The 23,797-nt window shown below is 61.9% G+C and carries 26 protein-coding genes and 1 pseudogene; 3 read left to right on the top strand and 24 right to left on the bottom strand.

Going from position 1 to position 23,797, the window contains the following annotated elements:
* Positions 1–154: 154 nt before the first annotated feature.
* The 11 genes from ftsA to ftsW all read right to left on the bottom strand — a co-directional run bounded on the left by ftsA (position 155) and on the right by ftsW (position 9,116).
* Positions 155–1,489, bottom strand: a complete 1,335-nt coding sequence (gene ftsA, locus Q1A85_RS09300; protein WP_299687587.1) for a cell division protein FtsA — start codon at positions 1,487–1,489, stop codon at positions 155–157.
* Between the two features lie 6 nt (positions 1,490–1,495).
* The gene (locus Q1A85_RS09305; RefSeq protein WP_299687611.1) at positions 1,496–2,299 is read right to left on the bottom strand and encodes a cell division protein FtsQ/DivIB; all 804 of its coding nucleotides are present in this window, start codon (positions 2,297–2,299) and stop codon (positions 1,496–1,498) included.
* A gap of 47 nt (positions 2,300–2,346) precedes the next feature.
* Positions 2,347–3,225, bottom strand: a complete 879-nt coding sequence (locus Q1A85_RS09310) for a D-alanine--D-alanine ligase (protein WP_299687614.1) — start codon at positions 3,223–3,225, stop codon at positions 2,347–2,349.
* 121 nt (positions 3,226–3,346) lie between these two features.
* Positions 3,347–4,270: a UDP-N-acetylmuramate dehydrogenase gene (gene murB, locus Q1A85_RS09315; RefSeq protein ID WP_299687616.1), complete on the bottom strand. Its 924-nt coding sequence runs from the start codon at positions 4,268–4,270 to the stop codon at positions 3,347–3,349.
* 31 nt (positions 4,271–4,301) lie between these two features.
* Complete coding sequence (locus Q1A85_RS09320; protein WP_299687619.1) at positions 4,302–4,601, bottom strand: hypothetical protein; 300 nt, start codon at positions 4,599–4,601, stop codon at positions 4,302–4,304.
* Positions 4,574–4,822, bottom strand: a complete 249-nt coding sequence (locus Q1A85_RS09325) for a DUF2484 family protein (protein ID WP_299687622.1) — start codon at positions 4,820–4,822, stop codon at positions 4,574–4,576. Before Q1A85_RS09325 ends, Q1A85_RS09320 begins: the two co-directional genes overlap by 28 nt.
* Positions 4,819–5,079, bottom strand: coding sequence for a DUF2484 family protein (locus Q1A85_RS09330; protein WP_299687625.1), 261 nt, complete (start codon positions 5,077–5,079; stop codon positions 4,819–4,821). Before Q1A85_RS09330 ends, Q1A85_RS09325 begins: the two co-directional genes overlap by 4 nt.
* A complete protein-coding gene (locus Q1A85_RS09335; protein ID WP_299687628.1) occupies positions 5,079–5,459 on the bottom strand; it encodes a hypothetical protein in 381 nt (126 codons plus the stop codon). Before Q1A85_RS09335 ends, Q1A85_RS09330 begins: the two co-directional genes overlap by 1 nt.
* Positions 5,456–6,862: a UDP-N-acetylmuramate--L-alanine ligase gene (gene murC / locus Q1A85_RS09340; protein ID WP_299687631.1), complete on the bottom strand. Its 1,407-nt coding sequence runs from the start codon at positions 6,860–6,862 to the stop codon at positions 5,456–5,458. The genes Q1A85_RS09335 and murC overlap by 4 nt, the downstream gene beginning before the upstream one ends.
* Entirely contained in the window at positions 6,859–7,956 is a 1,098-nt protein-coding gene (locus Q1A85_RS09345; protein ID WP_299687634.1) for a UDP-N-acetylglucosamine--N-acetylmuramyl-(pentapeptide) pyrophosphoryl-undecaprenol N-acetylglucosamine transferase, read from the bottom strand. The genes murC and Q1A85_RS09345 overlap by 4 nt, the downstream gene beginning before the upstream one ends.
* The gene (gene ftsW, locus Q1A85_RS09350) at positions 7,953–9,116 is read right to left on the bottom strand and encodes a putative lipid II flippase FtsW (RefSeq protein WP_299687636.1); all 1,164 of its coding nucleotides are present in this window, start codon (positions 9,114–9,116) and stop codon (positions 7,953–7,955) included. Before ftsW ends, Q1A85_RS09345 begins: the two co-directional genes overlap by 4 nt.
* A gap of 226 nt (positions 9,117–9,342) precedes the next feature.
* Here ftsW and Q1A85_RS09355 point away from each other — a divergent pair, with 226 nt between their 5' ends.
* Positions 9,343–10,509, top strand: a complete 1,167-nt coding sequence (locus Q1A85_RS09355; RefSeq protein ID WP_299687639.1) for an NAD(P)/FAD-dependent oxidoreductase — start codon at positions 9,343–9,345, stop codon at positions 10,507–10,509.
* A gap of 119 nt (positions 10,510–10,628) precedes the next feature.
* Positions 10,629–12,179 carry a Ppx/GppA family phosphatase gene (locus Q1A85_RS09360; RefSeq protein ID WP_299687642.1) on the top strand — a complete coding sequence of 517 codons (1,551 nt, stop codon included), beginning with the start codon at positions 10,629–10,631 and terminating at the stop codon, positions 12,177–12,179.
* A gap of 69 nt (positions 12,180–12,248) precedes the next feature.
* Here the strand turns inward: Q1A85_RS09360 and Q1A85_RS09365 are convergent, their stop codons facing one another.
* The 7 genes and pseudogenes from Q1A85_RS09365 to Q1A85_RS09400 all read right to left on the bottom strand — a co-directional run bounded on the left by Q1A85_RS09365 (position 12,249) and on the right by Q1A85_RS09400 (position 18,857).
* A complete protein-coding gene (locus Q1A85_RS09365; protein ID WP_299687645.1) occupies positions 12,249–12,599 on the bottom strand; it encodes a hypothetical protein in 351 nt (116 codons plus the stop codon).
* A gap of 17 nt (positions 12,600–12,616) precedes the next feature.
* Positions 12,617–13,621: an endonuclease/exonuclease/phosphatase family protein gene (locus Q1A85_RS09370; RefSeq protein ID WP_299687648.1), complete on the bottom strand. Its 1,005-nt coding sequence runs from the start codon at positions 13,619–13,621 to the stop codon at positions 12,617–12,619.
* Entirely contained in the window at positions 13,621–14,301 is a 681-nt protein-coding gene (locus Q1A85_RS09375) for a molecular chaperone DjiA (RefSeq protein WP_299687651.1), read from the bottom strand. The genes Q1A85_RS09370 and Q1A85_RS09375 overlap by 1 nt, the downstream gene beginning before the upstream one ends.
* Before the next feature lie 9 nt (positions 14,302–14,310).
* Positions 14,311–14,811, bottom strand: a complete 501-nt coding sequence (locus Q1A85_RS09380) for a GNAT family N-acetyltransferase (protein ID WP_299687653.1) — start codon at positions 14,809–14,811, stop codon at positions 14,311–14,313.
* Positions 14,796–15,436, bottom strand: a pseudogene (locus tag Q1A85_RS22970) (VOC family protein). The gene Q1A85_RS09380 and the pseudogene Q1A85_RS22970 overlap by 16 nt, the downstream one beginning before the upstream one ends.
* A gap of 399 nt (positions 15,437–15,835) precedes the next feature.
* Entirely contained in the window at positions 15,836–17,959 is a 2,124-nt protein-coding gene (scpA, locus tag Q1A85_RS09395; protein ID WP_299687657.1) for a methylmalonyl-CoA mutase, read from the bottom strand.
* Positions 17,922–18,857 (bottom strand): hypothetical protein, encoded by a 936-nt coding sequence (locus Q1A85_RS09400; RefSeq protein ID WP_299687660.1) that lies wholly within the window; start codon positions 18,855–18,857, stop codon positions 17,922–17,924. The genes scpA and Q1A85_RS09400 overlap by 38 nt, the downstream gene beginning before the upstream one ends.
* A gap of 166 nt (positions 18,858–19,023) precedes the next feature.
* On the opposite strand from Q1A85_RS09400, the gene Q1A85_RS09405 reads away from it, so the two are divergent.
* Positions 19,024–19,464: a DUF4174 domain-containing protein gene (locus Q1A85_RS09405; protein ID WP_299687662.1), complete on the top strand. Its 441-nt coding sequence runs from the start codon at positions 19,024–19,026 to the stop codon at positions 19,462–19,464.
* 157 nt (positions 19,465–19,621) lie between these two features.
* Here the strand turns inward: Q1A85_RS09405 and Q1A85_RS09410 are convergent, their stop codons facing one another.
* The 6 genes from Q1A85_RS09410 to Q1A85_RS09435 form a co-directional block, all read right to left on the bottom strand.
* Positions 19,622–20,209 (bottom strand): hypothetical protein, encoded by a 588-nt coding sequence (locus Q1A85_RS09410; protein ID WP_299687664.1) that lies wholly within the window; start codon positions 20,207–20,209, stop codon positions 19,622–19,624.
* Positions 20,206–22,227 carry an acetyl/propionyl/methylcrotonyl-CoA carboxylase subunit alpha gene (locus tag Q1A85_RS09415; protein ID WP_299687667.1) on the bottom strand — a complete coding sequence of 674 codons (2,022 nt, stop codon included), beginning with the start codon at positions 22,225–22,227 and terminating at the stop codon, positions 20,206–20,208. The genes Q1A85_RS09410 and Q1A85_RS09415 overlap by 4 nt, the downstream gene beginning before the upstream one ends.
* A gap of 96 nt (positions 22,228–22,323) precedes the next feature.
* A complete protein-coding gene (locus tag Q1A85_RS09420) occupies positions 22,324–22,527 on the bottom strand; it encodes a hypothetical protein (protein ID WP_299687669.1) in 204 nt (67 codons plus the stop codon).
* Between the two features lie 141 nt (positions 22,528–22,668).
* The gene (locus Q1A85_RS09425) at positions 22,669–22,872 is read right to left on the bottom strand and encodes a hypothetical protein (protein WP_299687671.1); all 204 of its coding nucleotides are present in this window, start codon (positions 22,870–22,872) and stop codon (positions 22,669–22,671) included.
* Positions 22,873–23,212: 340 nt separating this feature from the next.
* Positions 23,213–23,572, bottom strand: a complete 360-nt coding sequence (locus tag Q1A85_RS09430; RefSeq protein ID WP_299687674.1) for a hypothetical protein — start codon at positions 23,570–23,572, stop codon at positions 23,213–23,215.
* Between the two features lie 60 nt (positions 23,573–23,632).
* Positions 23,633–23,779, bottom strand: a complete 147-nt coding sequence (locus Q1A85_RS09435; RefSeq protein WP_299687677.1) for a hypothetical protein — start codon at positions 23,777–23,779, stop codon at positions 23,633–23,635.
* Between the last annotated feature and the right edge of the window lie 18 nt (positions 23,780–23,797).

Raw genomic sequence — 23,797 nt, forward strand, 5'->3', positions numbered from 1 at the left:
CACCGCGCATACGTGCGGCAAATATTCTCGTTTTGGTTGTGGTGACCTGCTCGATCTTGCCACGGGCCTCTGATGGACCTTGTGGATAAGTCTAACGAAACAAACGGAAATTGCAAATCGATTCGACCGCAGGCCGCATTCCCATGCGCATGTTTTACCAATTGTCGCGGAACCACTTGACCGCGCGCCGCAGCGAACGCGCCGGATAACGGTCGTGTGGAATGTCGAAATCCCACCACTCGTCCTGCGGATGCGCGGCAAACAGCGCGAGACCCACTGCCGAGGCAAATCCGGGGCCGGTGGCGGCCTGCGGCAAACCATGTACCCGCAACGGTCGGCCCAAGCGGACTTGCTGGCCCAGAATTTTCGACGCCAGACCGTCCAGACCGGGGATCTGACTGGCACCCCCTGTCAATACGATCTGCTGGCTGGGCAGATGATCAAAACCGGCGGCGTCCAGACGGGCCCGCACTTCTTCGAGGATTTCTTCCACACGGGGGCGCATGATGCCGATAAGTTCTGCGCGCGACGCGGTGCGACGGTCATGTTCGTAATCGCCGGTGTCGCCGCCGATTTCGATCATCTCGCGGTCATCCATGCCAGTGGCATGAACCCCGCCATAAAAAGTCTTGATCCGCTCGGCGTTGGCCATGGGCACTTGCAGCCCCATGGAAATGTCACTGGTCACATGGTCGCCGCCCATACGTACCGTGTCGGCGTAGATCATGTGTTTCTTGATAAAGATCGACACGCCCGTGGCTCCGCCGCCAAGGTCGATACAGGCCGAGCCAAGCTCTTGTTCATCCTCGACCAGCGCGGCGATACCGGACGCATAGGCCGACGACGCGATGCCTGCCAATTCAAGGTCACAGCGTTTGATACAGTGCGCCAGATGCTGCACGGCGGCGGCATCCACGGTCAGCATGTGCAGGTCCACGGCAAGGCTGTTGCCCAGTTGTCCGCGCGGGTCCGACAGGCCGGACCTGTTGTCGAGCGCAAAGTTAACGGGCTGGGCGTGCAGCACTTCGCGGCCTGTGCCGATCTCTGGCACGTCGCAGCGCGACAATACGCGGGCCACGTCGTCTTCGGTGACCACCTGCCCTTCGAGGTCCAGTTGCGCATCAAGCCCGTAGCTGCGTGGCTCTGCGCCCGCGAAACAGGCGATGACATGGTCTACCCGGATACCCGCCATCTTTTGTGCGGCTTGAAGGGCCGTGCGAATGGCGCGCTCGGTCTCTTGCATGGCGCAGATTTCGCCAAAGCGCACGCCGCGCGACCGAGTGGTGGCCGCCCCGATCACCCGGAACCCGGACTGCCCCGCCAGCGACCCGATCTCGCCCTCTTCACCCAGCTTGGCGGTGCCGTCAAAGCGCAGCACAAGGCAGGCGATCTTGGAACTGCCGACATCCAGAATGGCGACAACGCCCCGCTGCATGGCAATCTTGCGCATATGGCGCATCGAGCGTTGGGAGGCATAAAGGTCAGTCATCAAACACTACTCATTCGTCAAATTCAGCGCACGGATGCGCCACCATTCTTGGGTTGCCGTCTGGGTCATGCGCACGGTCGGGCGGTCCGCCAGACGCAGATCAATCCGCGCGACATCGCGGCTCAGCACCTCTTGGGCACCTTCCAGCGCGATCACGCGTTCCAGCGCACGCACGGCGTTTTCACTGGGCAGCAAAATCCGCTGATCCCGGTCCAGCACCACATCCCAGCGACGGTTGCCCAGCCGGACCAACCCGCGCAGCCGCTCTCCGAGCGGAGACGCCGCCTGCACCAGCGCAAGCGCTTCGGGCACGTGATCCGGCGCGCCCTCGCCCGCGATCACGGGCAAATCAGGACGCGCGGCGCGGCCCGACACTTGAGCAAATTCAACGCCGTTTACATCCACCAGATACAGCCCATCCGCGGTGCGCCAGATTGCGGCAGGGGTGCGTGGGGTCACGCCAACCTGCAAAATACCGCCCGGACGGATGCGCACGGTCACCTTTTGCACCGGCGGCATCTGTGCCAGCGTCGCGCGGATATCCTCGACATCAAGGTCAAAAGAAGACAGCGGAAAGTCGAGCGGCACAGCCTCGCGGATCGCCGCACTCAGCGGCGCATCCGCCCCATCGACGGCCATCAGATTGACCATGAATTCGGGGCGTTCCTCGATACTGGCCCGGATATCGGCCACCGTGTCGGTCACCAGCGTCTGGTTTTCAGGCACCGACAGCCACAGGGATGCACCGCCAAAGGTCAGCGCAAAGGGCAACCCCACGCGCAAGCCGACCCGGAACACAGGCGTCAACATCAGACGTTGCAGGCGCCAGGCCCAACGCGACGGAGCGGGATCACGCTTTAGCGGTTGCACGAAGCGTCCTCCACCATCCATGCACACAGCTCACCAAATGAAATACCCGCCGCCTGTGCCTGTTCCGGCGTCAGAGATGTGGGCGTCATTCCGGGTTGTGTGTTGGTCTCAAGGAGGATCAGGCCACTTGGCCCTTTGCTCTCGTCCCAGCGAAAATCGGTGCGGCTCACACCACGGCAACCCAATGCGTTGTGAGCGCGCACAGCGTAATCCTGGCAAAGCTCGTAAATCTCGGTCGGCACATCCGCCGGGATCACGTGACGGCTGCCGCCCGCTTTGTACTTGGCGTCGTAATCGTACCAACCATCGGTGATGATGTCGGTGACGCCCAGCGGGCGCGTGCCCATCACAGTTGTGGTCAATTCACGTCCGGGCGCAAATGCCTCGACCATCACGTGGTCTGGCATGTCGTCATCCAGCTGCGGCGGGCCATTGGCGTCTTCGTTCACCAGATAGACACCAACGCTCGACCCTTCGTTGTTGGGTTTCACCACATAGGGGGGCTGCATCACATGCCGCGTCCGTACCTCATCGGAGGGGGCGATGATACTGTCGACCACCGGAAGGCCCGCGGCGCGGTACACTTCTTTGCTGCGCTGTTTGTCCATCGCGAGCGCAGAGGCCAGTACGCCGGAATGCGAATAGGGAATGCCCAACCATTCAAGCATCCCCTGCACGCAGCCATCTTCTCCCCAACGGCCATGCAGGCAGTTCAGGGCAGCGTCGGGTTGAATGGATTGCAATACGCCGCACAGGTCGGGGCCTGCATCGACCTCGATCACTTCGTGTCCCGTGTCCCTCAACGCGGCGGCGCAAGGTTTGCCAGTTGCCAGCGACACCTCGCGTTCTGCCGAGGGGCCACCCATTAACACCGCCACTTTGGGGGACGAGCTGCTCGTCCGACCGCCCATGTGCCTCTTCGTCCCGGAACGCTTTTGCGCGCTCTCATTGATTGCCGTTTTTCCGACGTTTTGCGTGCAGGGATCCTTACCCGGGATCGCCTATGCGCATGATTTCCCATTCTAGCGTGATCCCGCTGGAATCGTAAACCTTTTTCCGCACCTCTTCGCCCAAACCTTCGAGGTCGGCGGCGGTGGCCGTGCCGGTATTGATGAGGAAGTTGGAGTGCATTTCGCTCATCTGCGCGCCGCCTCGCGCCGCGCCGCGCATTCCGGCATCGTCAATGACCTTCCACGCCTTGAGATCATGGACGTCGTCCGCCTGCCCGGTCGACGAAAACCCGGCCGGGTTGCGGAATGTGGACCCCGCGCTGCGGTCGTTGGTGGGTTGGGTCGCATCGCGTTTGGCCAGCTGTTCTTCCATGCGCGTGGCCAACGCCTCTGGATCGCCCATGGGCGCGCGGAACGTCGCCGATGTCAGCACAGCCCCCTCGGGCAACGTGCTTTGGCGGTAGGCGAAGTTGAGGTCGCTGGCGGTCAAGGTGATGCGGCTGCCGTCGCGCAGCACCGCATCGGCGCTTTGCAACACATCCGCCACATAAGAGCCGTAGCACCCCGCGTTCATCCGCACCGCCCCACCGACAGATCCCGGAATGGTGCGTAGAAAAGTCAGGTCGAGCCCCGCTTCTGCCGCTTTGCGCGCCACATGCGCATCAAGCGCGGCGGCACCAGCGGTGACAGTATCGCCCGAGATATCGATGCTGTTGAACCCTCGGCCCAGTTTGACCACAACGGCCCGCAGACCGCCGTCGCGCACAATCAGATTGCTGCCCACGCCCATCGGAAACACCGGGGTCGCGTGGTCCAATGCCGACAGAAAATGCGCGAGATCATCAGGATCGGCGGGCATGAACACCCAATCCGCAGGCCCGCCCACCCGCAACCACGTGAGCGTCGAAAGATCGCGCTGCGGCGTCAAGGTGCCGCGAACCTCAGGCAGATTGTAACTCATGGGTGCGGCATGGCGCGCGCAAGCGCGAAGGTCAAGATGACTTGCTGTGGCGGCGCACGAACAAGGCCAGCACCCCGCCCACCAGCAGACCTGCGCCCAGCGGCGGCGGGACCAGCAAAAGCAAAACCGCAGCGGCCACATGGCCCGGCACCACCTCGATCGGGAACGCATCGACAAACACGGCCACAGTCAGCGCCACGCACAACAGGATCAGGCCCACCCACGCCCGCAGCCAGAACCGCCGCGCCAGCACATAGCCCATGGCGATCCCTGCCGCGAGGCAGGCGGCGGCGAGCGCAGCAATCACCGCTGCACCCTCCCCTTGATCCACCGGGACAGATAGATCACCGGCCACCGCAGCACGCTCATACCCGCCGCCAGCACCAACAGACCAATCCAGGGACCGTGTTGCCACGTCACATATCCAAGGATCGGGATGCCCGCAGCAATCAGAAAATAGGCATTGGTCCAGTGGTGATCCTTACTGGGCAACATCGCGATCACGTTGGCCAGAGCGGCCCAGACGCACGCAAGGATCAATGACAGGCTCATTCACGCAACTCCTTTGGCAAATGCGGGTTCTGCCCCCGCGCCTTGGCCCAGAAATACCGGAGCGGGTTGCGGAACATGGAGATGAATGCCGCCAAAGCAAGAACACCGGCCCACCACGCGACAGATATGCCGATCCACAAAATCAGCAGCGGTGCCACCGCCAGCAAAGCAACGCCCGGCACATATTGGCGCCGCATTGGCAACATAGCGACAATTGTCGCAGCAAAGACCCAGAGGATGCAGGCCCAGAACAGCATCACGCGGCGACCTTCGTCCGCTTGCGTCGCGCGATACGGCCCAGCAGCCCGCCGAGGTAAAAGAAAGCAACCGCCGGGATCGCGACGACACCGGCTATCAGGACTAGGATTGCAACCAGTTGCCCCGCCAGCATCGCGCCAGCCACCACAAGCAAGGCCAGACAAAAGGCCAGAAACCAGAACACAGCCCGAAACAGCCGCTCCAGTCCCGAGAATGTCAAAAGCGCCCCCACCGGCAATGCAATCAGACCAAGGGCCCCAAGCGCCAGCAGCTCCGATGTTGACGGGCCAAATGAATCGCCCTCATTGAACCCGGCAAGCGCAGGCGTTGCGGCCGCAGCCAGACCTGCGCCGACAGCGATGTGCCGCACGATGTTCACGCGGCACCTTTCTGCAACCGGCTTGGCAAACCGTTTGCCCATGTGCTGATCGTGCCCGCGCCAAGGCACACAACCATGTCGCCGGGCCGCGCCTGTTCGCGGACCAGCCGTTCCAGATCGTTTTCATCAACAACCGCGCGGGCGTGACGGTGGCCATGACGGATAAGCCCCGCCACGAGGTCATCGCGGCTGGCCCCCTCGATCGGGTCCTCACCGGCGGCAAATACATTTGCAATGCCCACGACGTCAGCGTCGTTGAAACAGGCGCAAAATTCATCGAAATGGTGGTGCAGGCGCGTATAGCGGTGCGGCTGGTGAACAGCGATCACGCGCCCCTCTGTCGCTTGGCGCGCCGCCTTGAGCACGGCCGCAATCTCCACCGGGTGGTGGCCATAATCGTCGATGATCGTCACGCCCTCAACTTCGCCCACACGGGTAAAGCGGCGGTTGACGCCGCCGAAATTTTTCAGCGCGGTGCGGATTTCATCGCCTTTCATGCCCAAATGCCGCGCCACTGCGATGGCGCTGAGCGCGTTGGACACGTTGTGGTCACCCGGCATGGGCAGGCTGCACCCTTCGATCATCTGGTCTTCGGCCTGCAGTGCGACGTCGAAATGTGCCACGCCGTTCTCGTAGGTCAGGTTCATCGCCCGCACATCGGCCTGTGCGTTGAACCCGTAGGTCGTCACGCGCCGGTCCGTGATCTTGCCCACAAGGCTTTGCACATCCGGGTCGTCGGTACAGCACACGGCAAGGCCGTAGAACGGGATGTTCGACACAAAGTCATAAAACCCCTGATGCAGCGCCTCTTCGGTGCCCCAGTGTTCCATATGCTCGGGGTCGATATTGGTCACGATGGCAATGGTCGCGGGCAACCGGTTGAAGGTGCCATCGCTTTCGTCGGCCTCAACCACCATCCATTCGCCGTCGCCCTTGCGTGCGTTCGAGCCATAGGCGTGGATGATCCCGCCATTGACCACCGTGGGGTCAAAGTTGCCCTCGTCCAGCAGGGCCGCGACCATCGTGGTGGTTGTCGTCTTGCCATGCGTGCCCGCAATCGCAATGTTCGACCGCAGACGCATCAACTCGGCCAACATCTCGGCCCGCCGCACGATGGGCAGGCCACGCGCACGGGCGGCGTCCAGTTCCGGGTTGCCGGGTTTGATCGCGGAGGAGATCACGACAACCTCTGCATCCGCGATATTCTGCGCCTTCTGACCTTCGAAAATATGCGCGCCCAGTTCGGCCAGCCGGTCTGTGATCTTGGAGGTTTTGAGGTCAGAGCCCTGCACCACGTAACCGTGGTTCAACAGCACTTCTGCGATGCCGGACATGCCGATCCCGCCGATGCCGACGAAATGAATGGGGCCCACGTCTCCGGGCAATTTGGTGGCGGCGTTCATGCAGTCCCTTTCTGTGCGAGGGTTTCGACAAGTGTCACGAGGGCTTCGGTCGCATCGGGCCGTGCGACCGACAGCGCAGCGTTGGCCATCTGCAGCGCCCCGTGCGGATTGTCCAGCACGGCCGCGATTTGTTCCGCAACGGCATCCACGTTCAACTGGCTTTCCGGGATCAGAATGGCGGCGCCCGCGTCCACAAGCCCGCGCGCGTTCGCGGTCTGGTGGTCAGCAGTGGCCGCCGCATAGGGGATCAGGATCGACGGTCGCCCAATCACAGAAATGTCCGCGACAGAGGATGCACCAGACCGGCTGATGATCAACTGCGCCTCAGACATGCGACGCGGTACGTCCTGAAAAAAGGGCTGCACGTCTGCCGTGATCCCGTGTTCATCGTAAAACGTCCGAACCCGGGCTTCGTCCTCGCCACGGGCCTGATGGCTCACCCGAATGTTGCGCAGCCGCTCCATCGGCAATTGTGCAAGAGCGGGCGGAATAACATCACTGAGGATGCGCGCGCCCTGACTGCCGCCGATCACAAGCACTTCCATCGGGTAATCGCCAGGCGGGATATAGGCGGCCCCTGCCCGGTCGAGCACGGCCCCGCGAACGGGATTGCCGACAGGCGTGCCCTGAACCCCATCGGGCAGAACGGTCGGCCATGTACCGCAAGCCACCGCATCCACACGCTTGGAGAACATCTGGTTCACCCGGCCCAATACGCCGTTCTGTTCGTGGATCATGCGCGGCAGGCGCAAGAGCGTGGCGGAAGACATGGCCGGAATGGTCGGGTAGCCACCAAAACCGACGACGACGCTGGGCTTGTCGCGCATCATTTTGACCGTGGCCCCGACGATACCACCCGCAACGCGGAATGGCACCGCTGCCTTGGCCAAAAGGCCGCCGCGCGCAAAGGTGGCGGATGAGATTTGTTCGATCTCTGTGGAATGCGGAAACCCACCGGTGTAGCGCGCCCCGCGCGCATCCGTACTCAGCTTGACGCGCCAGCCCTTCTGCAACATCGCCTCGGCCAGCGCTTGGGCCGGGAACATGTGCCCACCCGTGCCCCCCGCCGCAATGAGGAGAAGCGGCTGGGTCATCTCCGCCCCCGGAGCAGGTCCGAAATCTCGCCCTGTGGCCGGGACCGGGTAAAGGCCAAAAGCATCCCCACCGCGATGCCGGAGGCAATCACGGACGACCCGCCATAGCTGACAAAGGGCAGCGTCATGCCCTTGGCTGGCAACAGCCGCACCGCAACACCCATGTTGATCATCGCCTGCACCGCAAACATGCAGGCCAGCCCCGTTCCCGCAAGGCGAATGAACGTATCGCGTTCCCGCATCAGCCGGATTAGCGACCGGACAACGATGCCGGTGTAAAGCGCGATGATGCATAGGACGAGGACCAGCCCGTATTCCTCAGCCGCCACCGCGATGATAAAATCGGTATGCGCGTCAGGCAGCGACCATTTCACCTGCCCCTCTCCCACACCAACGCCAAAAAGGCCGCCTTCCTGAATGGCATTCGTGGCATAGCCCAACTGCGTGCGCGGGTCGACATCGGGGTTCAAAAACCCGTCAATGCGGCGGGCAAAATGTTCAGAATTACTATACGCAACCGATCCGCCAAGGATCACAAGCGCTGCCATGCCCACAAGCAGCAGCATCGGGGCGCCTGCCACGAAATACATCACCCCCCACCCAAAGAGCACAAGGCAGGCCTGACCAAAGTCGGGTTGCAGCGCCAGCATGAGAACAATTGAGATGCACAAGGCAAAGGACCAGACCCGACCGGGCGGGCCATTCAGGTCCTGACTGGCCGCCAGCATCCATGCGGCGGCCACCACAAAACCCGGCTTGAGAAATTCAGAGGGTTGTATCGACGCAAAGCCCAGCGAATACCACCGCACCGCGCCTTTGCCGAAATCAGTGCCGAAAAAGGGCAAAAGCGCCAATGCGACAAACGCCACCAGAAAACCCAGCACCGCCAGACGGCGCACCACCGTGGGCGACATCATTGAGGTGACAACCATCACGATGATCGCCAGCCCGCCAAAGAACGCCTGCCGGGTCACATAGTGAAAGGGACCAAACCCGTTCTTTTCAGCCAATGGCACCGACGCCGCGAGGCCCAGCAAAAGGCCAATGGCAAACAGGATCAACACACAGGTCAGGGACCATTTGTCGACCGTTCTCCACCACTTTGGAAGTATGGGTTCGCCGATCCGCTCCGGGACCGCGCCATAGACCATCTCTGTCATGATCTGCCGCCTTGCTGCCTGTCTACCGCCTCGTGCTTCCGATTGTTTCGGAATGCTTGTCGCGCAGCATAGCGGTTAATTGCGTCTCGGGCCAGTATTACTTGGCCCTTGGCGGGCCGGTGCGCGGTTCAGTGTCAGGCAGGCAGACACATGGGCCGCCACTGCGGCCCCTTTGGTCGCAGTGGCGCCCCTTGACCCGTTCCGGGCAATCCTGCACGGGAGCGTCATGGAGTATGAGACGGTTGTGATCGGCGCCGGGGCCGCAGGCATGATGTGCGCGGCCCATGCGGGCGGTCGGGTGCTGGTCGTGGATCACGCCAAAGCGCCGGGCGAAAAGATCCGAATATCGGGCGGCGGGCGCTGCAACTTTACGAACATGTATTGCGATGCAGGGGCGTTCCTCTCTGAAAATCCGCATTTCGCCAAATCCGCGCTGGCGCGCTACACGCAGTGGGACTTTGTCGCGCTGGTTGATCAGCATGGCATCCCATGGCACGAAAAAACGCTGGGGCAGCTATTTTGCGATACATCAGCCAAGGACATTATCGCGATGTTGCGCAAGCTGATGCAGGCCGCAGGGGTCGATCTGCGTCTGCAAACTGGCGTGCAGCGTTTGGAAAAGACACCGGACGGGTTCAAGGCCACGCTGAGCGATGGAACATCGGTCCGCGCCGCCAATGTCGTCATTGCCACAGGCGGCAAATCGATCCCCAAGATGGGCGCCAGCGGGTATGCCTATGACATCGCCCGGCAATTTGACTTACGGGTGACGGACACCGCCCCGGCCCTCGTGCCCTTTACCTTCTCCGACAAACGCTTCGCCGATATCTCCGGCGTGTCTTGCCCGGCGCGCGTCACCGCGCAAGGCCCCGCCTTTGACGAGGCGCTGCTCTTTACACATCGTGGCCTGTCCGGCCCCGCCGCATTGCAAGCCTCCAGCTATTGGTCTCCCGGCGAAACGATCCGCGTTCACCTTGCCCCTGACACCGACGTCGCCGCCATTCTGAAAACCAAACGCCGCACGGATGGCAAAAAAGCGATCACAACGGAACTCGCACACCACCTGCCTGCACGATTGGTGGATCATCTCAGTGCCCGGATCGACCTGTCTGGCCGCCTTGGCGACCTGTCCGATGCGCGGATCGCCACAATCTGCGACCGGTTGAGCGGCTGGGACCTCAGCCCGACCGACACCGAAGGCTACCGCACTGCCGAGGTCACGCGCGGCGGCATAGCAACCGACACACTGGACGCCAAAACCATGATGGCCCGCGCGGTGCCGGGCCTCTTTTTCGTAGGCGAAGCGGTGGATGTGACCGGCTGGCTGGGAGGGTATAACTTCCAATGGGCGTGGTCTTCGGCCATGGCCACGGCCCGACATCTGAGTGCCTGACGCAGGGGTGGCGGGTGGGCGCCTTTGCGAATGCAAACAGACCACCCCGCCACCCCACGATTGACGCATCACCCCGCATCGTCCATCAAAGACAAAAGGTGAGCGCCACGGGGACAGATATGAACATACCGCTCAAGCCGGAAACCGGCGACGGCAGCCTGTTTGGCCGCCCGCTGTTCGAGGATCCGGCTGCACGGGCCTTGTCCCGCGTCGGGGTGGTCGACGTAGGGTCAAACTCGGTCCGGCTGGTGGTGTTCGATGGGGCGGCGCGATCACCGGCGTATTTCTACAATGAAAAGATCATGTGCGCCTTGGGGGCGGGCCTTTCTGACACCGGCCATCTCAACCCCGAAGGCCGCACACGTGCCTTGGGCGCAATCCACCGGTTTCAGCGCCTTGCAGATGGTATGGGCCTCAGCGAACTGACCGCCGTGGCCACGGCTGCGGTCCGCGACGCCAGCGACGGGCTCGACTTTCGCGCCGAAGTGCTGCGGGAAACCGGCCTCAACATCCGCGTGATTGACGGGCGCGAAGAGGCGCGGCTGTCGGCGCAAGGGGTGTTGCTGGGCTGGCCCGGCTCCTACGGGCTCGTCTGCGACATCGGTGGCTCATCCATGGAATTGGCTGAAATCTCTGGCGGTGAGGTGGGGCGGCGTGTGACCTCGGACCTCGGACCGCTGAAATTGCAGACGCTCAAAGGCGGGCGCAAGGGACGCAAGGCGCACATCAAGGCCGCCCTCAACGATCTGCATACCCAAATGGGCACGCAGCGGGACCGCCTGTTCCTTGTGGGCGGCTCGTGGCGGGCCATCGCCCGGATCGATATGCACCGGCGCGGTTATCAACTGCACGTGCTGCACGAATACCGTATGACCCCGCGCGCCGTGCAACAAACAACCAAATACATTGCCCAGTGCAAAGATTACGAAGCGCTGCGCCTCGACTGTGGCATCTCGGGCGCGCGCATGGCGCTCGTGCCGCTGGCCGCCGAGGTGCTTGCGCGGCTGGTCAAAACCTTCCGTCCGCAGGACATTGCCCTGTCCAGCTACGGCATCCGCGAGGGGATGCTCTATGAGCAGATGCCACAGCAACTGCGCGACCGTGACCCACTGATCGAAGCCTGCCGCTTTGCCGAGGCAAAGGACGCGCGCTTGCCCGGTTTCGGTAAGGTGCTGTTCAATTTCATTGAACCGCTGTTCAAATCGGCCCCCTATGCGCGCAAACGCCTGATCAAGGCGGCTTGCCTCTTGCATGACGTGAGCTGGCGCGCACATCCCGATTATCGGGCCGAAGCCTGTTTCGACAATGCCACGCGCGCCAATCTTGGCGGGCTCAAACATTCCGAACGGATTTTTCTGGGCCTTGCGCTATTGCACCGCTACCGCAACAGGCGGGAGGGCACGCATTTCGAGTATCTCTATGACCTGATCGACGACAAGACCAAGGTCGAGGCCGAAGTGCTGGGCAAGGCGATGCGGTTTGGCGCCATGTTGTGGATGGAGAAAGACGCCGACCGCGGCGAAATCCGCTGGTTCCCCAAAAAGAAGCTGTTGGAATTGCGCCTGACAGCGGATGCCATGCCCCTGTTTGGTGAGGTCGCGGAGGCGCGGCTAAACTCACTGGCGGCCACCCTGGAGGCGCAGGTCGTCGTCAAGGCCAGGCGGCGGTAAAACAGGGGCCCTGCCCCTCGGCCTGCGGCCTCACCCCGTGGTATTTTCGGTCAGAAGAAACCGACGCGGTCAGATGTCGATCTGTGCGTCTGGCGTCTGTTCTGGCTCCGCCTGAGGCTTGCGACGGATGATGATATCGCCGTTTTCAAGGATTTCTGGCGGGTGGTAGACGCTCCAATCCTCGACCTCGTTCAGCAGATCGCGCAAGGCCGGCCCCATGTGCGCCGCAAAGTCCTGCAAGGCCGGTCCGATGTTTTGCGCCATGCCTTGCAGATCATCCAGTGCAGGCTCCATCTCGCGCAGCAGCCCTTCCATCAGCATCTGCGCGCCACGCTCCATAAGACTGAGGCCGCCCGTGTCCTCTTCGGCCATGGCGGGGGTGGCGAGCGACAGGGTTAGGATCAGAAGCGCATGTTTCATAGGATTGATATGGGGTTTCAGACGTCAATGTCCAAGCTGACCGGGAAATGGTCCGACGCCGCGACCAACGCGTCGCGCAGTCCGGGCTGTTGCCAGCAATCGGGGTCATCAAGCGGGTGCCAGATGCGCCAGCGCGGCTGAATGTCCGCAAGGTCCTGCGACACCATGATGTAGTCGAGCAGCGCCTGAAGGTATCGCTTCTCGGGCCGAATCCAGAACCGCGCTGTGGTCGGTGCCACGCCAAGGCGGCGCGGTTGCAAGGCCATGCGCGCGTGCGGGTCGAACAGGGCCGCGTCATCCGATCCCAACAGGATTTCCACCGACGAACGGCCAAAAAGATGTTCGTACTCATCCAGGCCCGGACCGTCGTTCAGATCGCCCAGCACCATAAGACTGTCACCTGCCCGCAAATGTGCATCAATGCGGCGGCGCAACCAGATGGCCTGCGCCAATTGCTTGCGCCGGTTGGCAATGGCGATACGCATCACTTCGTCGTGGGACTTGGCCCCGTAAGGCGCCTTGGATTTCAGGTGAGCGCCAATGAGGCGCAGTGCCGTGCCCTGTTGCGTCTCGACCGACAGTTCCAATGGCGGTTTGGAAAAGACGACGTTGTCAGCCGTGGCGTCGATGTCGAGATCGATCGAAAAACCGTTGTCAAAGCGGGGCGCTTCGGCGCTGTGCTGCGGGTCATGCGTGACGGACAACGCGTCCGGGTCATAAAGCAGCGCGATTTCCTGCTGCGTGTCGTTGGAAAAGCCGATCACGGCCCGCCGCGCCCTGAGCCCCGCCGCCTCTGCAAAGGTTTCGAGCGCGGGCACGGTGCTGCGGCTCTTGCTGTCATCGGGCGCTTCGACCACCAGCACCGCATCGGCATCAAGCGCGCGGAACACCACTGCCAGAGCCGCGGTCTGTTCGCCCCGCGTCACGCCATATCGGGAGGCGCGTTCATTGTCATTCCACAGGCTGCCATCATCGGCAAACAGGCTGTTCATCCATTCGATGTTGTAAGTGGCAAAGCGCATCAGCCGTGCGTGGCCCGGATGTCTTCCCACGCGCGGTTGATATCTATCATCCGCTTTTCCGCGAGCCGCACCGCCTCTTCGGGCACTCCGCGGGCCATCATGGCGTCAGGGTGATTTTCACGTACCAGCTTGCGCCATGCCACCCGTATCTCTTCGAGCGGCAATTCCGGAGTGACGCCCAGCACAGTGAACGGATCGGGCGCGGCATCCGGCACGAACCGCGCCCGCAGCGCCCGGAAATCCCGGTCCGAAATGGCAAATATATGCGCCACCTCCTCAAGAAACGCGTCCTCGTTCGGGTGGTAAAACCCGTCCGCCATAGCGATGTGGAACAAGCCTTCGAGCAAGTCGGTGAGCGTTTCGGGTTCTGTTGCAAACATCGCATGGATGCGGGTGGCATATTCCTCAAAGCCCGCGACGTCCTGCCGGGCGAGGTTGAACACCTTGGCCGCCCCCGGTTCGTCCTTGGCCGCGATGTGAAAAACCTCGCGAAAGGCTGTAACCTCGTCTCGTGTCACGTGGCCATCGGCCTTGGCCATCTTGGCCCCAAGCGCAATCACCGCAATGGCAAAGGCGACGCTGCGCTCCGGCGGTGCGCGCAATTGGTCAAAGACCTGTGCAAGGCTTTGGCCGGAGGTCAGCGCGGCAAGCGCGTCGGAGATGCGGGACCAGATCGACATTGCGCCACTTTACCCGCCCGCGTTGGGCGTGTCAGGCGGATTGAGCATTTTCTGCATCAAGATCAGGTCAAGCCACTGGCCCGCCTTGTGCCCGACCTGTGGCATATGACCCACCTGCGTAAATCCGTGGCGTGCGTGAAACCGGATAGCGCCCGGATTGGCGCTGCTTACACCGGCCACCAAAGCGCGGAAGCCATTATACGCCGCGTGCGAAATAACGTGATCCATCAAAGCGGCACCAAGCCCCTGTCCGGTTTGGTCCGGCGCAAGATAGATCGTGTGTTCGGCGGTCGCCGCATAGCCCGGCCCGGAGCGGAACGGTCCGTATGTCGCAAATCCCGCACGCGCAGGCAGCATGAACACCGGGCGGTTTGCGATCAAATCGCGGACCTCCGACGGCGATTTCGGGGTCGTGGTAAAGGTGACGAGTGTGTCGACGATGATCCCGTTCCAGATGTCGGCAATCCAGCCTGCGTCCTGATCCGTGGCGCGCCTTATGTCAGGGTGCATGTGCCGCGCGGGCCGTCAAACACCGCCTCCATCCCGATCTCACCGGCTTCGATCACGATCCGGTCGTCCTGTATATGTCGCGCCAAAGCGCCGGCCAATGCGGCCCCATCCGGGTGGCGCAGGGTGAACCGACGCAGCCGCAATCCCGACGCGTCAAGGCGACCCGCAGGGTGCACCCCCACCGGCCATTCGATCAGCGCGGGCCAGACATTGTCAAAGGGCGTTGTCCCGTCGGTCGAGACGGCCATGCGCCATGTCAGGTCACCGCGCTGCACGTCGACCGGCGTGCCGCATCCCTGCGGCATCACCAACAATGCGGCGTCCATATCCGGCACTGCCGCCGCCCAATTGCTGAGCCGGGCGCGCCCGGCGTATCTGTCCAGATCATACCACCGCGCACGCGCCGGGGGGGCAATCCGGGGTCTGGCGCGATGGCTTCGAGGTAAAGACCATCCTCCAGCCCGAGCAGAGAGTTGTGCGTGTGAAACACCGCGTGCTGACCACCCGGCTGCATTGTGACCCCCAACTGGTGCTCAATATGCGCCTGTGCCTCTGCCAGCGTCGGGGCGCCAACCACAAGATGATCGAGGATCATATCCACCCTTGCTCCGTTTCGTCGCATCATGCAGGACACCGCATGTCCGGAACCCGTTATCGGTGGGCCGATGATGGAAACGCAAGGTCTTTGGGCCCGTCTTGCCACGATCACCCGACTTTTGAGGGGGAATGGATGCTGGTTCGGGCATATGACTGTCTTTTGTCATATGACGCCTCGGGCGGCGTCCTGCTGATGGTCGCCGCAGACCCCGGTGCGAGGCCGTGCCGATCGCCACGTTCTCTGTACAGATCAGCGAAAACGGGGTGTTCTGCGCGGTGATCCATTGGATCAATGACGCATTTTGGTCGGTCTTGAGTCAAAGCGCACGTGCTGGACGGCTGCCACGCGCTCATGCGTGTCCAAAATCAGTAGACGGGAAACGACAGGAAAAAGCGCCCCGAAGGGCGCTTTTGTTGATGGTTTGGGTCAGTCCGCTTGCAGGATGTTCAGGATCTCTTGCGCGGCGGCAGGGATGTTTGTGCCCGGACCAAAGATCGCCTTGACCCCCGCGTCATAGAGAAACTGATAATCCTGTTGCGGTATCACGCCGCCGCAGATCACGATGGTCTCGTCCGCTCCGGCGTCCTTGAGCGCCTGTACCAGTTGCGGTGCCAATGTCTTGTGACCTGCCGCCTGTGACGAGATACCGACCACATGCACGTCGTTATCAATGGCATCTTGTGCGGCCTCCGCTGGCGTCTGGAACAAAGGCCCCACATCCACGTCAAAGCCGATATCGGCAAAGGCAGTCGCAATCACCTTGGCCCCACGGTCGTGGCCGTCCTGCCCCATTTTCACCACCAACATGCGTGGACGGCGGCCTTCGGCCTCGGCGAAGTTTTCCACTGATTTCTGGATTGCAGCGAACCCCTCGTCGCCCTCGTAGGCCGCGCCATAGACCCCGGCGAGCGTTTTGACCTCGGCGCGGTGACGCCCGAACACTTTTTCCATGGCCATGCTGATCTCTCCCACGCTTGCACGTGCCCGCGCGGCCTCAACCGCTTTTTCCAGAAGGTTGCCGTCGGCGGCGGCGGCATCGCTGAGCGCGTCGAGCGCCGCCTGACAGGCCGCCTCGTCCCGGCTGTCGCGAATGCCTTTGAGCCGCGCGATCTGGGCGTCACGTACGGCGGCATTGTCGATATCGAGAATGTCGATGTCGTCCTCTTGCTCAAGCCGGTACTTGTTGACGCCGACAATGACCTCTTGGCCCCGGTCGATCATGGCCTGACGTGTGGCCGCCGCCTCTTCGATGCGCAGCTTGGGCATACCGGAGGCGACTGCCTTGGTCATGCCGCCCAACTCTTCGACCTCGCCGATCAGCTTCCACGCCTCTTCGGCGAGATCATGGGTCAGCTTTTCGACGTAATAGGACCCGGCAAGCGGATCGACCACATTGGTCACCCCGGTCTCTTCTTGCAGGATCAGCTGTGTGTTGCGCGCGATGCGGGCGGAAAAATCCGTGGGCAGTGCAATCGCTTCGTCCAGCGCGTTGGTGTGCAGCGATTGCGTGCCGCCAAGGGCTGCGGCCATCGCCTCATAGGCGGTGCGCACGACGTTGTTGTAGGGATCTTGCTCTTGCAGGCTCACACCGCTTGTTTGGCAGTGGGTGCGCAGCATCAGGGATTTGGGGTTCTTCGGCTCAAACTCGGACATGATGCGATGCCACAGAAGGCGCGCCGCCCGCAATTTGGCCGCCTCCATAAAGAAGTTCATGCCAATGGCAAAAAAGAACGACAACCGCCCCGCGAATTTGTCCACATCCATGCCCCGCGCCAGCGCCGCGCGCACATATTCGCGCCCGTCCGCCAGCGTGAACGCCAGTTCCTGCACGAGGTTCGCGCCCGCCTCCTGCATGTGATAGCCGGAGATCGAGATCGAGTTGAATTTCGGCATCTGGTTCGACGTGTAGTCGATGATGTCAGCGATGATCCGCATCGAAGGTTCGGGGGGGTAGATATAGGTGTTGCGGACCATGAATTCCTTGAGAATGTCGTTCTGGATGGTCCCCGACAGGGCGGCCTTGTCCACGCCCTGCTCTTCGCCGGCGACGATGAAATTGGCAAGGATCGGGATGACGGCACCGTTCATGGTCATGGAAACCGACACCTTGTCGAGCGGGATGCCGTCAAAGAGGATCTTCATGTCCTCAACGCTGTCGATGGCCACGCCCGCCTTGCCCACGTCACCCACCACACGTTCGTGATCGCTGTCGTATCCACGGTGGGTTGCCAGATCAAAGGCGACCGATACGCCCTGCTGCCCCGCGGCCAGACCCCGGCGATAAAAGGCATTGGATTCTTCGGCTGTCGAAAATCCGGCATATTGCCGGATGGTCCACGGGCGGCCTGCATACATCGTGGCCTTCACACCACGAACGAATGGCGCCTGCCCGGGGATGGTTCCAAGGTGGTCGACACCGTCAAGATCGTCCTCGGTGTAGATCGGCTGAACGTCGATCCCTTCGAGCGTTTTCCACGTCAGATCGTCCAGCGGACGACCGCGCAACTCACCCTCAGCGAGGCTGCGCCATGCGTCTTTCTTTGATGTCATCGTAATGTCCTCTTGTCAGCGGATCGACGGGCCATTCGGCCTCTGTCCGATCCAGATCCTCTGTCAGTGTGGCCAGACCGCTTGCACCGGCGGTCAACCAAAACATGTCGTCTGCATAAGCCTCACGGAGCGCCGACACCTCGGCCCTGAAAAACGGGTTCCAGCGTTCGCCCGGGCCATTGAGCATATCCGGGCGTTCCCCGCGTTCGGCCAGAACGGCGCGCAGCTGTGCCAGATTTGGACGGCGGTTGCGCCAGTCAGACACGGCATCCTGCGGTGCGCGCCGCCCCAGAATGGCCGAAAGCTGTGCGTCAGGCTGTCCGGCAAAGCGTTCAAATGGCAGCACCTGAATGCGCGCGTCCGGCGCCGCACAGGCGATGTCGCTGATGACATCGCGCCACGTGCGCCGGGCCGCACAGATGTGCGACAGGCAATCGCGATCAGGAACGGAATAGCCCCGCACGACACTGTGCGCCGCCAAAGAGGCCCAGTAGTGATCCAGCGCGCGGATACCGACAACAACCGTGTGCACATCCCCGTCAAAGGCGGCGATGAAACGCGCCAGACGTTCGCCCACATCGTCATACAGTTTGCCGTGCCGCAGATTGCGCACCATCGAGCCCATGATGTTCTCTTCGCTCACCACAAGGGTCTGCGCCCCAAGGTCTTGCTGCACCATGTGACGGCGCAGCGCGAGGCGTCCACGCGCGCGGCCCATTGCGCTGCGTCGTGCCATCGGGGTTGGTTGCTGGATACCTGCAAACAGTCCTTTGCGGGTAATCCACGGACCCCAGCACGCAATGCCCTGCGCCTGCAAAGCAGTTCGGTTGCGCGACAGGTAAGTTTGGAAGGTGGTTGTTCCCGTCCGGTGCGCGCCGATGTGCAAGACAGTTTTCATGTGCAGTATTCCCCTGATTTCGCCACGCCGGAGCGCCGGATGGCGTGCTGGTTCAACGCACAGATGTGACAACGGAGGCGTTAGGGGACGATTAATGCTAAAATTGCTGCGAGCGCCCGTCGCAATTGCAGGAAAAGCCGCTACATTGATCCCAACAGGAGGGGTTATGAAACGACTTTTACCTATTGTTCTCGCAGGATTTTTTGGACAAGCCGCAAACGCCGAGGACGTTGACCCCTTTGCTTTTGTGGGCAGCGATGTGTCGGATTTGAAGCAATTTGTCTGGGAAAAACGCCCCATCGTTGTCTTCGCCGACAGTCCGAACGATCCAAACTTCGGCTTGCAGATGGAATATCTCGAAGAGCGGGCGCAGGCGCTTGCCGAACGGGACGTCATCGTGCTGACCGACACAGACCCCGCCGCAGAAGGGCCACTGCGCGAGGCGTTGCGTCCGCGCGGCTTTATGCTTGTGCTGATTGGCAAGGATGGCGGCGTCAAATTGCGCAAACCATTCCCGTGGGACGTGCGCGAATTGAGCCGCACCATCGACAAGATGCCCGTGCGGCAACGCGAAATCCGCGAGCGGCGCGGCACCGACGGAAGCTGACCGGTGCGTTCACGGATGATTAAATGCGCGACGCTATCTCCTGCACCGGACTTGAGCCGCGCGATACCCTCGCTTATATTATGACCACAGGCGCAGACAGGCTGCGCCGTATGACAGGAGGCTGATATGTCTGATACGACCAAACGCCCCACTCCCATCACTGGCCGGAACGGGCCGCGCCCGGGCTACTGATACCCGGGGCTGCGCCCATTTTTTCAAGCGCGCTGACTGCGTATGTGCGTGCGCGTTGCTTCATCTGCAAATAGTCAAGATAAGCCAGTTCGCGGTGCACCCGTTTGCCCGCGTCCGTTCCTTCGACAAATTCGGGCAACCGCGTATCGGCAATCTGCGCGTCGATGGCGCGCAGCTGTGAATAGTATTTCACCACCGGATCAATGACTGTCTTGGGCAGGATGTGGATGTTTTCCAACACAGACCGAAACACCATGTCATTGTCTTCGGATGGCAGGAACGGGACATATCCATCCGCAATCCGCGGCTGCATCGCCTCCCAAGCAGCATCCAGATCCTCGCCTTCGAGCACTTCCAGATAGTGTTTGATCTCGGCCACCAGCGCGCGCTGCACGTCTTCGCGCTGTTCGCGGCGCAGGCGCGCGGCCTCACGACGGTTTTGCGCGCCATTGACGACCCAGCCTACAGCCACAAAGAGCCCCGCAATGACAGCCTGCCAGATGCGTGGGTCTAGGGCTGCGAGCCAGTCGTATATGGCGCGCAGACCGATCACTCGAATTCCATGATCACGTCGTCAACGGCGAGGCTGTCGCCCGCGCCTGCGTTGATCTTGGACACGGTGCCCTTTTTCTCGGCGCGCAGGATGTTTTCCATCTTCATCGCCTCAATGGTGCAAAGCGCCTGCCCCTCCTGCACCTCCTGCCCTTCTTCGACGTCCACCTTCACCACCAGTCCCGGCATCGGGCAAAGCAGCATCTTGGACGTGTCGGGCGGCAGCTTTTCGGGCATCAGCCGCGCCAGTTCGGCCTGACGCGGGGTGCGCACATGCACTTTCAATTCGGCACCGCGGGTGCGGATGTTGAACCCGCCCGATACTTTGCCAACCTTCAGCACCAGCGCGCCACCATCGACAACCATATCCGCGATAGCATCGCCGGGGGTCCAGTCGCCGGACACCCGCAGAGTGCCGCCATCATCGAATGTCACAGTCGATCCATCGTGATCAGCGGCAATCGTCACGTCATAGGACTGGCCCTGCACGGTCACATTCCAGTCGGTTCCGACCTTGCGTTCATGGTTGTCCATCCGGCCCGAAATCCGCGTGCGCCGGATCTCTGCCACCCGGTGCATCGCGGCACAAGCGGCTGCCACACGGCGCAGGTCAGCCTCGGCCAAGGTCACCCCTTCGAACCCGTCTGGGTATTCTTCTTCGATGAACGCCGTGGTCATGTTGCCATTCACAAATTTCGGGTGGTCCATGACGGCGGCAAGGAACGGCAGGTTATGCCCGATCCCTTCGACCTCGAACCGGTCGAGCGCGACGCGCATCGCTTCGATGGCCGTGGCACGATCCGGGCCCCATGTGCACAGCTTGGCGATCATGGGGTCGTAATACATGCTGATCTCGCCGCCCTCGTAGACGCCGGTGTCGTTGCGCACCACAGGTGCCTGTGGCACCACGCCCGGCTGATAATCCGGGCTTTCGGCAGGCGGACGGTAGCGGGTCAGGCGGCCAATCGACGGCAGGAACCCGCGATAGGGGTCTTCGGCATAAAGCCGGTTTTCAATGGCCCAGCCATGCAGTTTCACGTCGTCCTGCGAAAGGCTCAGCGGCTCGCCATTGGCCACGCGGATCATCTGTTCGACCAAATCCACGCCGGTGATCAGTTCAGTCACCGGGTGTTCCACCTGAAGCCGGGTGTTCATTTCGAGGAAATAGAAGTTCTTTGACCCATCCACGATGAATTCCACCGTGCCGGCGCTGGTGTAGCCCACCGCCTTGGCCAGTGCGACGGACTGTTCGCCCATCGCGCGGCGCGTCGCCTCATCAAGGAACGGGCTGGGGGCCTCTTCGACAACCTTTTGGTTGCGGCGCTGGATCGAGCATTCGCGCTCACCCAGGTAAATGCCATTGCCATGCGCGTCACACAGCACCTGAATTTCGATGTGCCGCGGTTGCGTCACGAATTTCTCAATGAAAATCCGGTCATCGCCAAAGGAATTCGCCGCCTCGTTCTTGGACGACTGGAACCCCTCGCGGGCCTCTTCGTCGTTCCATGCGATACGCATCCCCTTGCCGCCGCCCCCGGCAGAGGCCTTGAGCATCACGGGATAACCAATCTCGTTCGAGATTTTCACAGCCTCGTCGGCATCCTCGATCAGGCCCATATAGCCGGGCACCGTGCTCACGCCTGCCTCTTGTGCGATCTTCTTGGAGGTGATCTTGTCCCCCATTTTTTCGATCGCCCCTTTGGGCGGGCCGACAAAGGCGACGCCAGCGGCCTCCAGTGCTTCGGCAAATTTGGCGTTTTCGGACAGAAACCCATAGCCGGGATGAACCGCCTGTGCGCCCGAAGATTTGATCGCCTCCATCACCTTGTCGATCACGATGTAGGACTGGTTGGCAGGGGGCGGGCCGATATGCACCGCCTCGTCGGCCATTTGCACATGCAGCGCCTTGGCATCAGCGTCGGAATAGATGGCAACGGTGCTGATGCCCATTTTGCGGGCCGTTTTGATAACCCGGCAGGCGATTTCACCGCGGTTGGCGATCAGGATTTTGTCGAACATGGTGTCCCTCTTCTTGGCGTGCGCACACGCAAAACGCCGCCCCGACTGCTGTCGAAGCGGCGTTTGGTTGGTTCAGTCGTAATTCGTGTGGCGGGTTTAGCAGTCGCCGATGTCGAGCTCGCAAGCCACGATGTTGCCCGCAGCACCAACGGCTGCGCCGGTGACGATGCTGCCGCTTGTGACGGCTGCGGCCCCGGCGCCGACGGCGCCGCCGATGACCGCGCGTTCGGCCACTGTGTCCCCGCAGGCGGCAAGGCCCATGGCAGCGACGACGGCAAAGGCAACTGGCTTGATAGGCATGATCCACATCCTCTTGTGTTGTTTTCGTTCCACATGGGAGCAACACAGGACCGGATCAATCGGTTCCGCCGGTTTATTTCTGTTTTGGCAAAGCCCCGCCGCTGACAGTCGCGCAGATCGGCGGCAAATCGCTGATTCCGCTCAACAATCCGCGTCGAACGCGCGGCAATAGACAAGTCCGCCAACGGCACCGGCAACAGCGCCTGCGCCCACGTCGCCGTCAAAGAGCGCCGTGGCACCTGCCCCGATGACCGCGCCCGACAGGGCCTGTTCGCCAATTGTGTCGCCGCAAGCCGCAAGGATGAGCGGGGCCGCAAGGACCAGTCCCAAAACCGTTCGTGCCATTTCCAAAGTTCCTTTCTGTAAGGTGTTACAGAATTGGGAACCGGTTGGTCCAAATTAAACAGACAGCCAAACGCATTGCCGTGATCAGGTGTTACAGCCGTGATTTGGGCAAAAAAAGTGGTGGGCAGCTGAACACGAGAGAGTGTGAGCTGCCCACCAGGGGAAGGGGTACGGAAATGGTACGCAGGACCGAGGGTTATCTGGGGTTCCGACCCTGCACGCCGACGTTGGCACGGGCGTTGCGCCGTGGCAAACGCCGATCCGCACGCGACGCGGGAATGAGCCGGGTTCCGCCGCAAGCCGGATACCTCCGGCAGGTTTATGCCGACCCGATGAGCCGTCATGGCGTCCAATCGGGGTCAAACGCATCCGGAAAGGACGCGCGCGCCACCGCTTCGTCGATTTGCAGCAAGGCGTCGTAATCAGCCGGATCAAACGGGTCCGTCGCAGGAACAACCTCGCGCCCAAACAGCCACGACAAACGGCCCGCATCCAAGTTGCCACGTTCAAAGGGTGCATCGCCGAAATGCTCCCAAAGCGCTGCAAGAAAGGCGGTGTCCGCCTTGCGGTCCGCTGAACGACGGTCGCGAAACCGCTCGCGCCGGGTCAACGGCGTGACCCCTTTGGGGTTGGGTCTGCGAATTGTGAATTGAGAATCGGTGCCGGGCAGACGGCCCGGAAAACCACGATGTTTCAGCATCCGCTGCCCTCCGTGGTCTGGAGGGCTGTCAGGGCGGGCGTGGTCGCCCGCCCTGCAGAATTACTTGAACTTGCCGGTGTTGACAGGCTCAACGCTGATTGGCTCGGGATCCACGATAACAACTTCTTCGTTGCTGCCGCTGCTGCCGCACGCGGCCAGCAGAACCGAAAGGCCAAGCAGGCCAAAAACTTTGATGCTCTTCGACATCTGTCTCTCCTGTAGTCT

Source organism: uncultured Tateyamaria sp. (assembly GCF_947503385.1).
Classification (GTDB): domain Bacteria; phylum Pseudomonadota; class Alphaproteobacteria; order Rhodobacterales; family Rhodobacteraceae; genus Tateyamaria.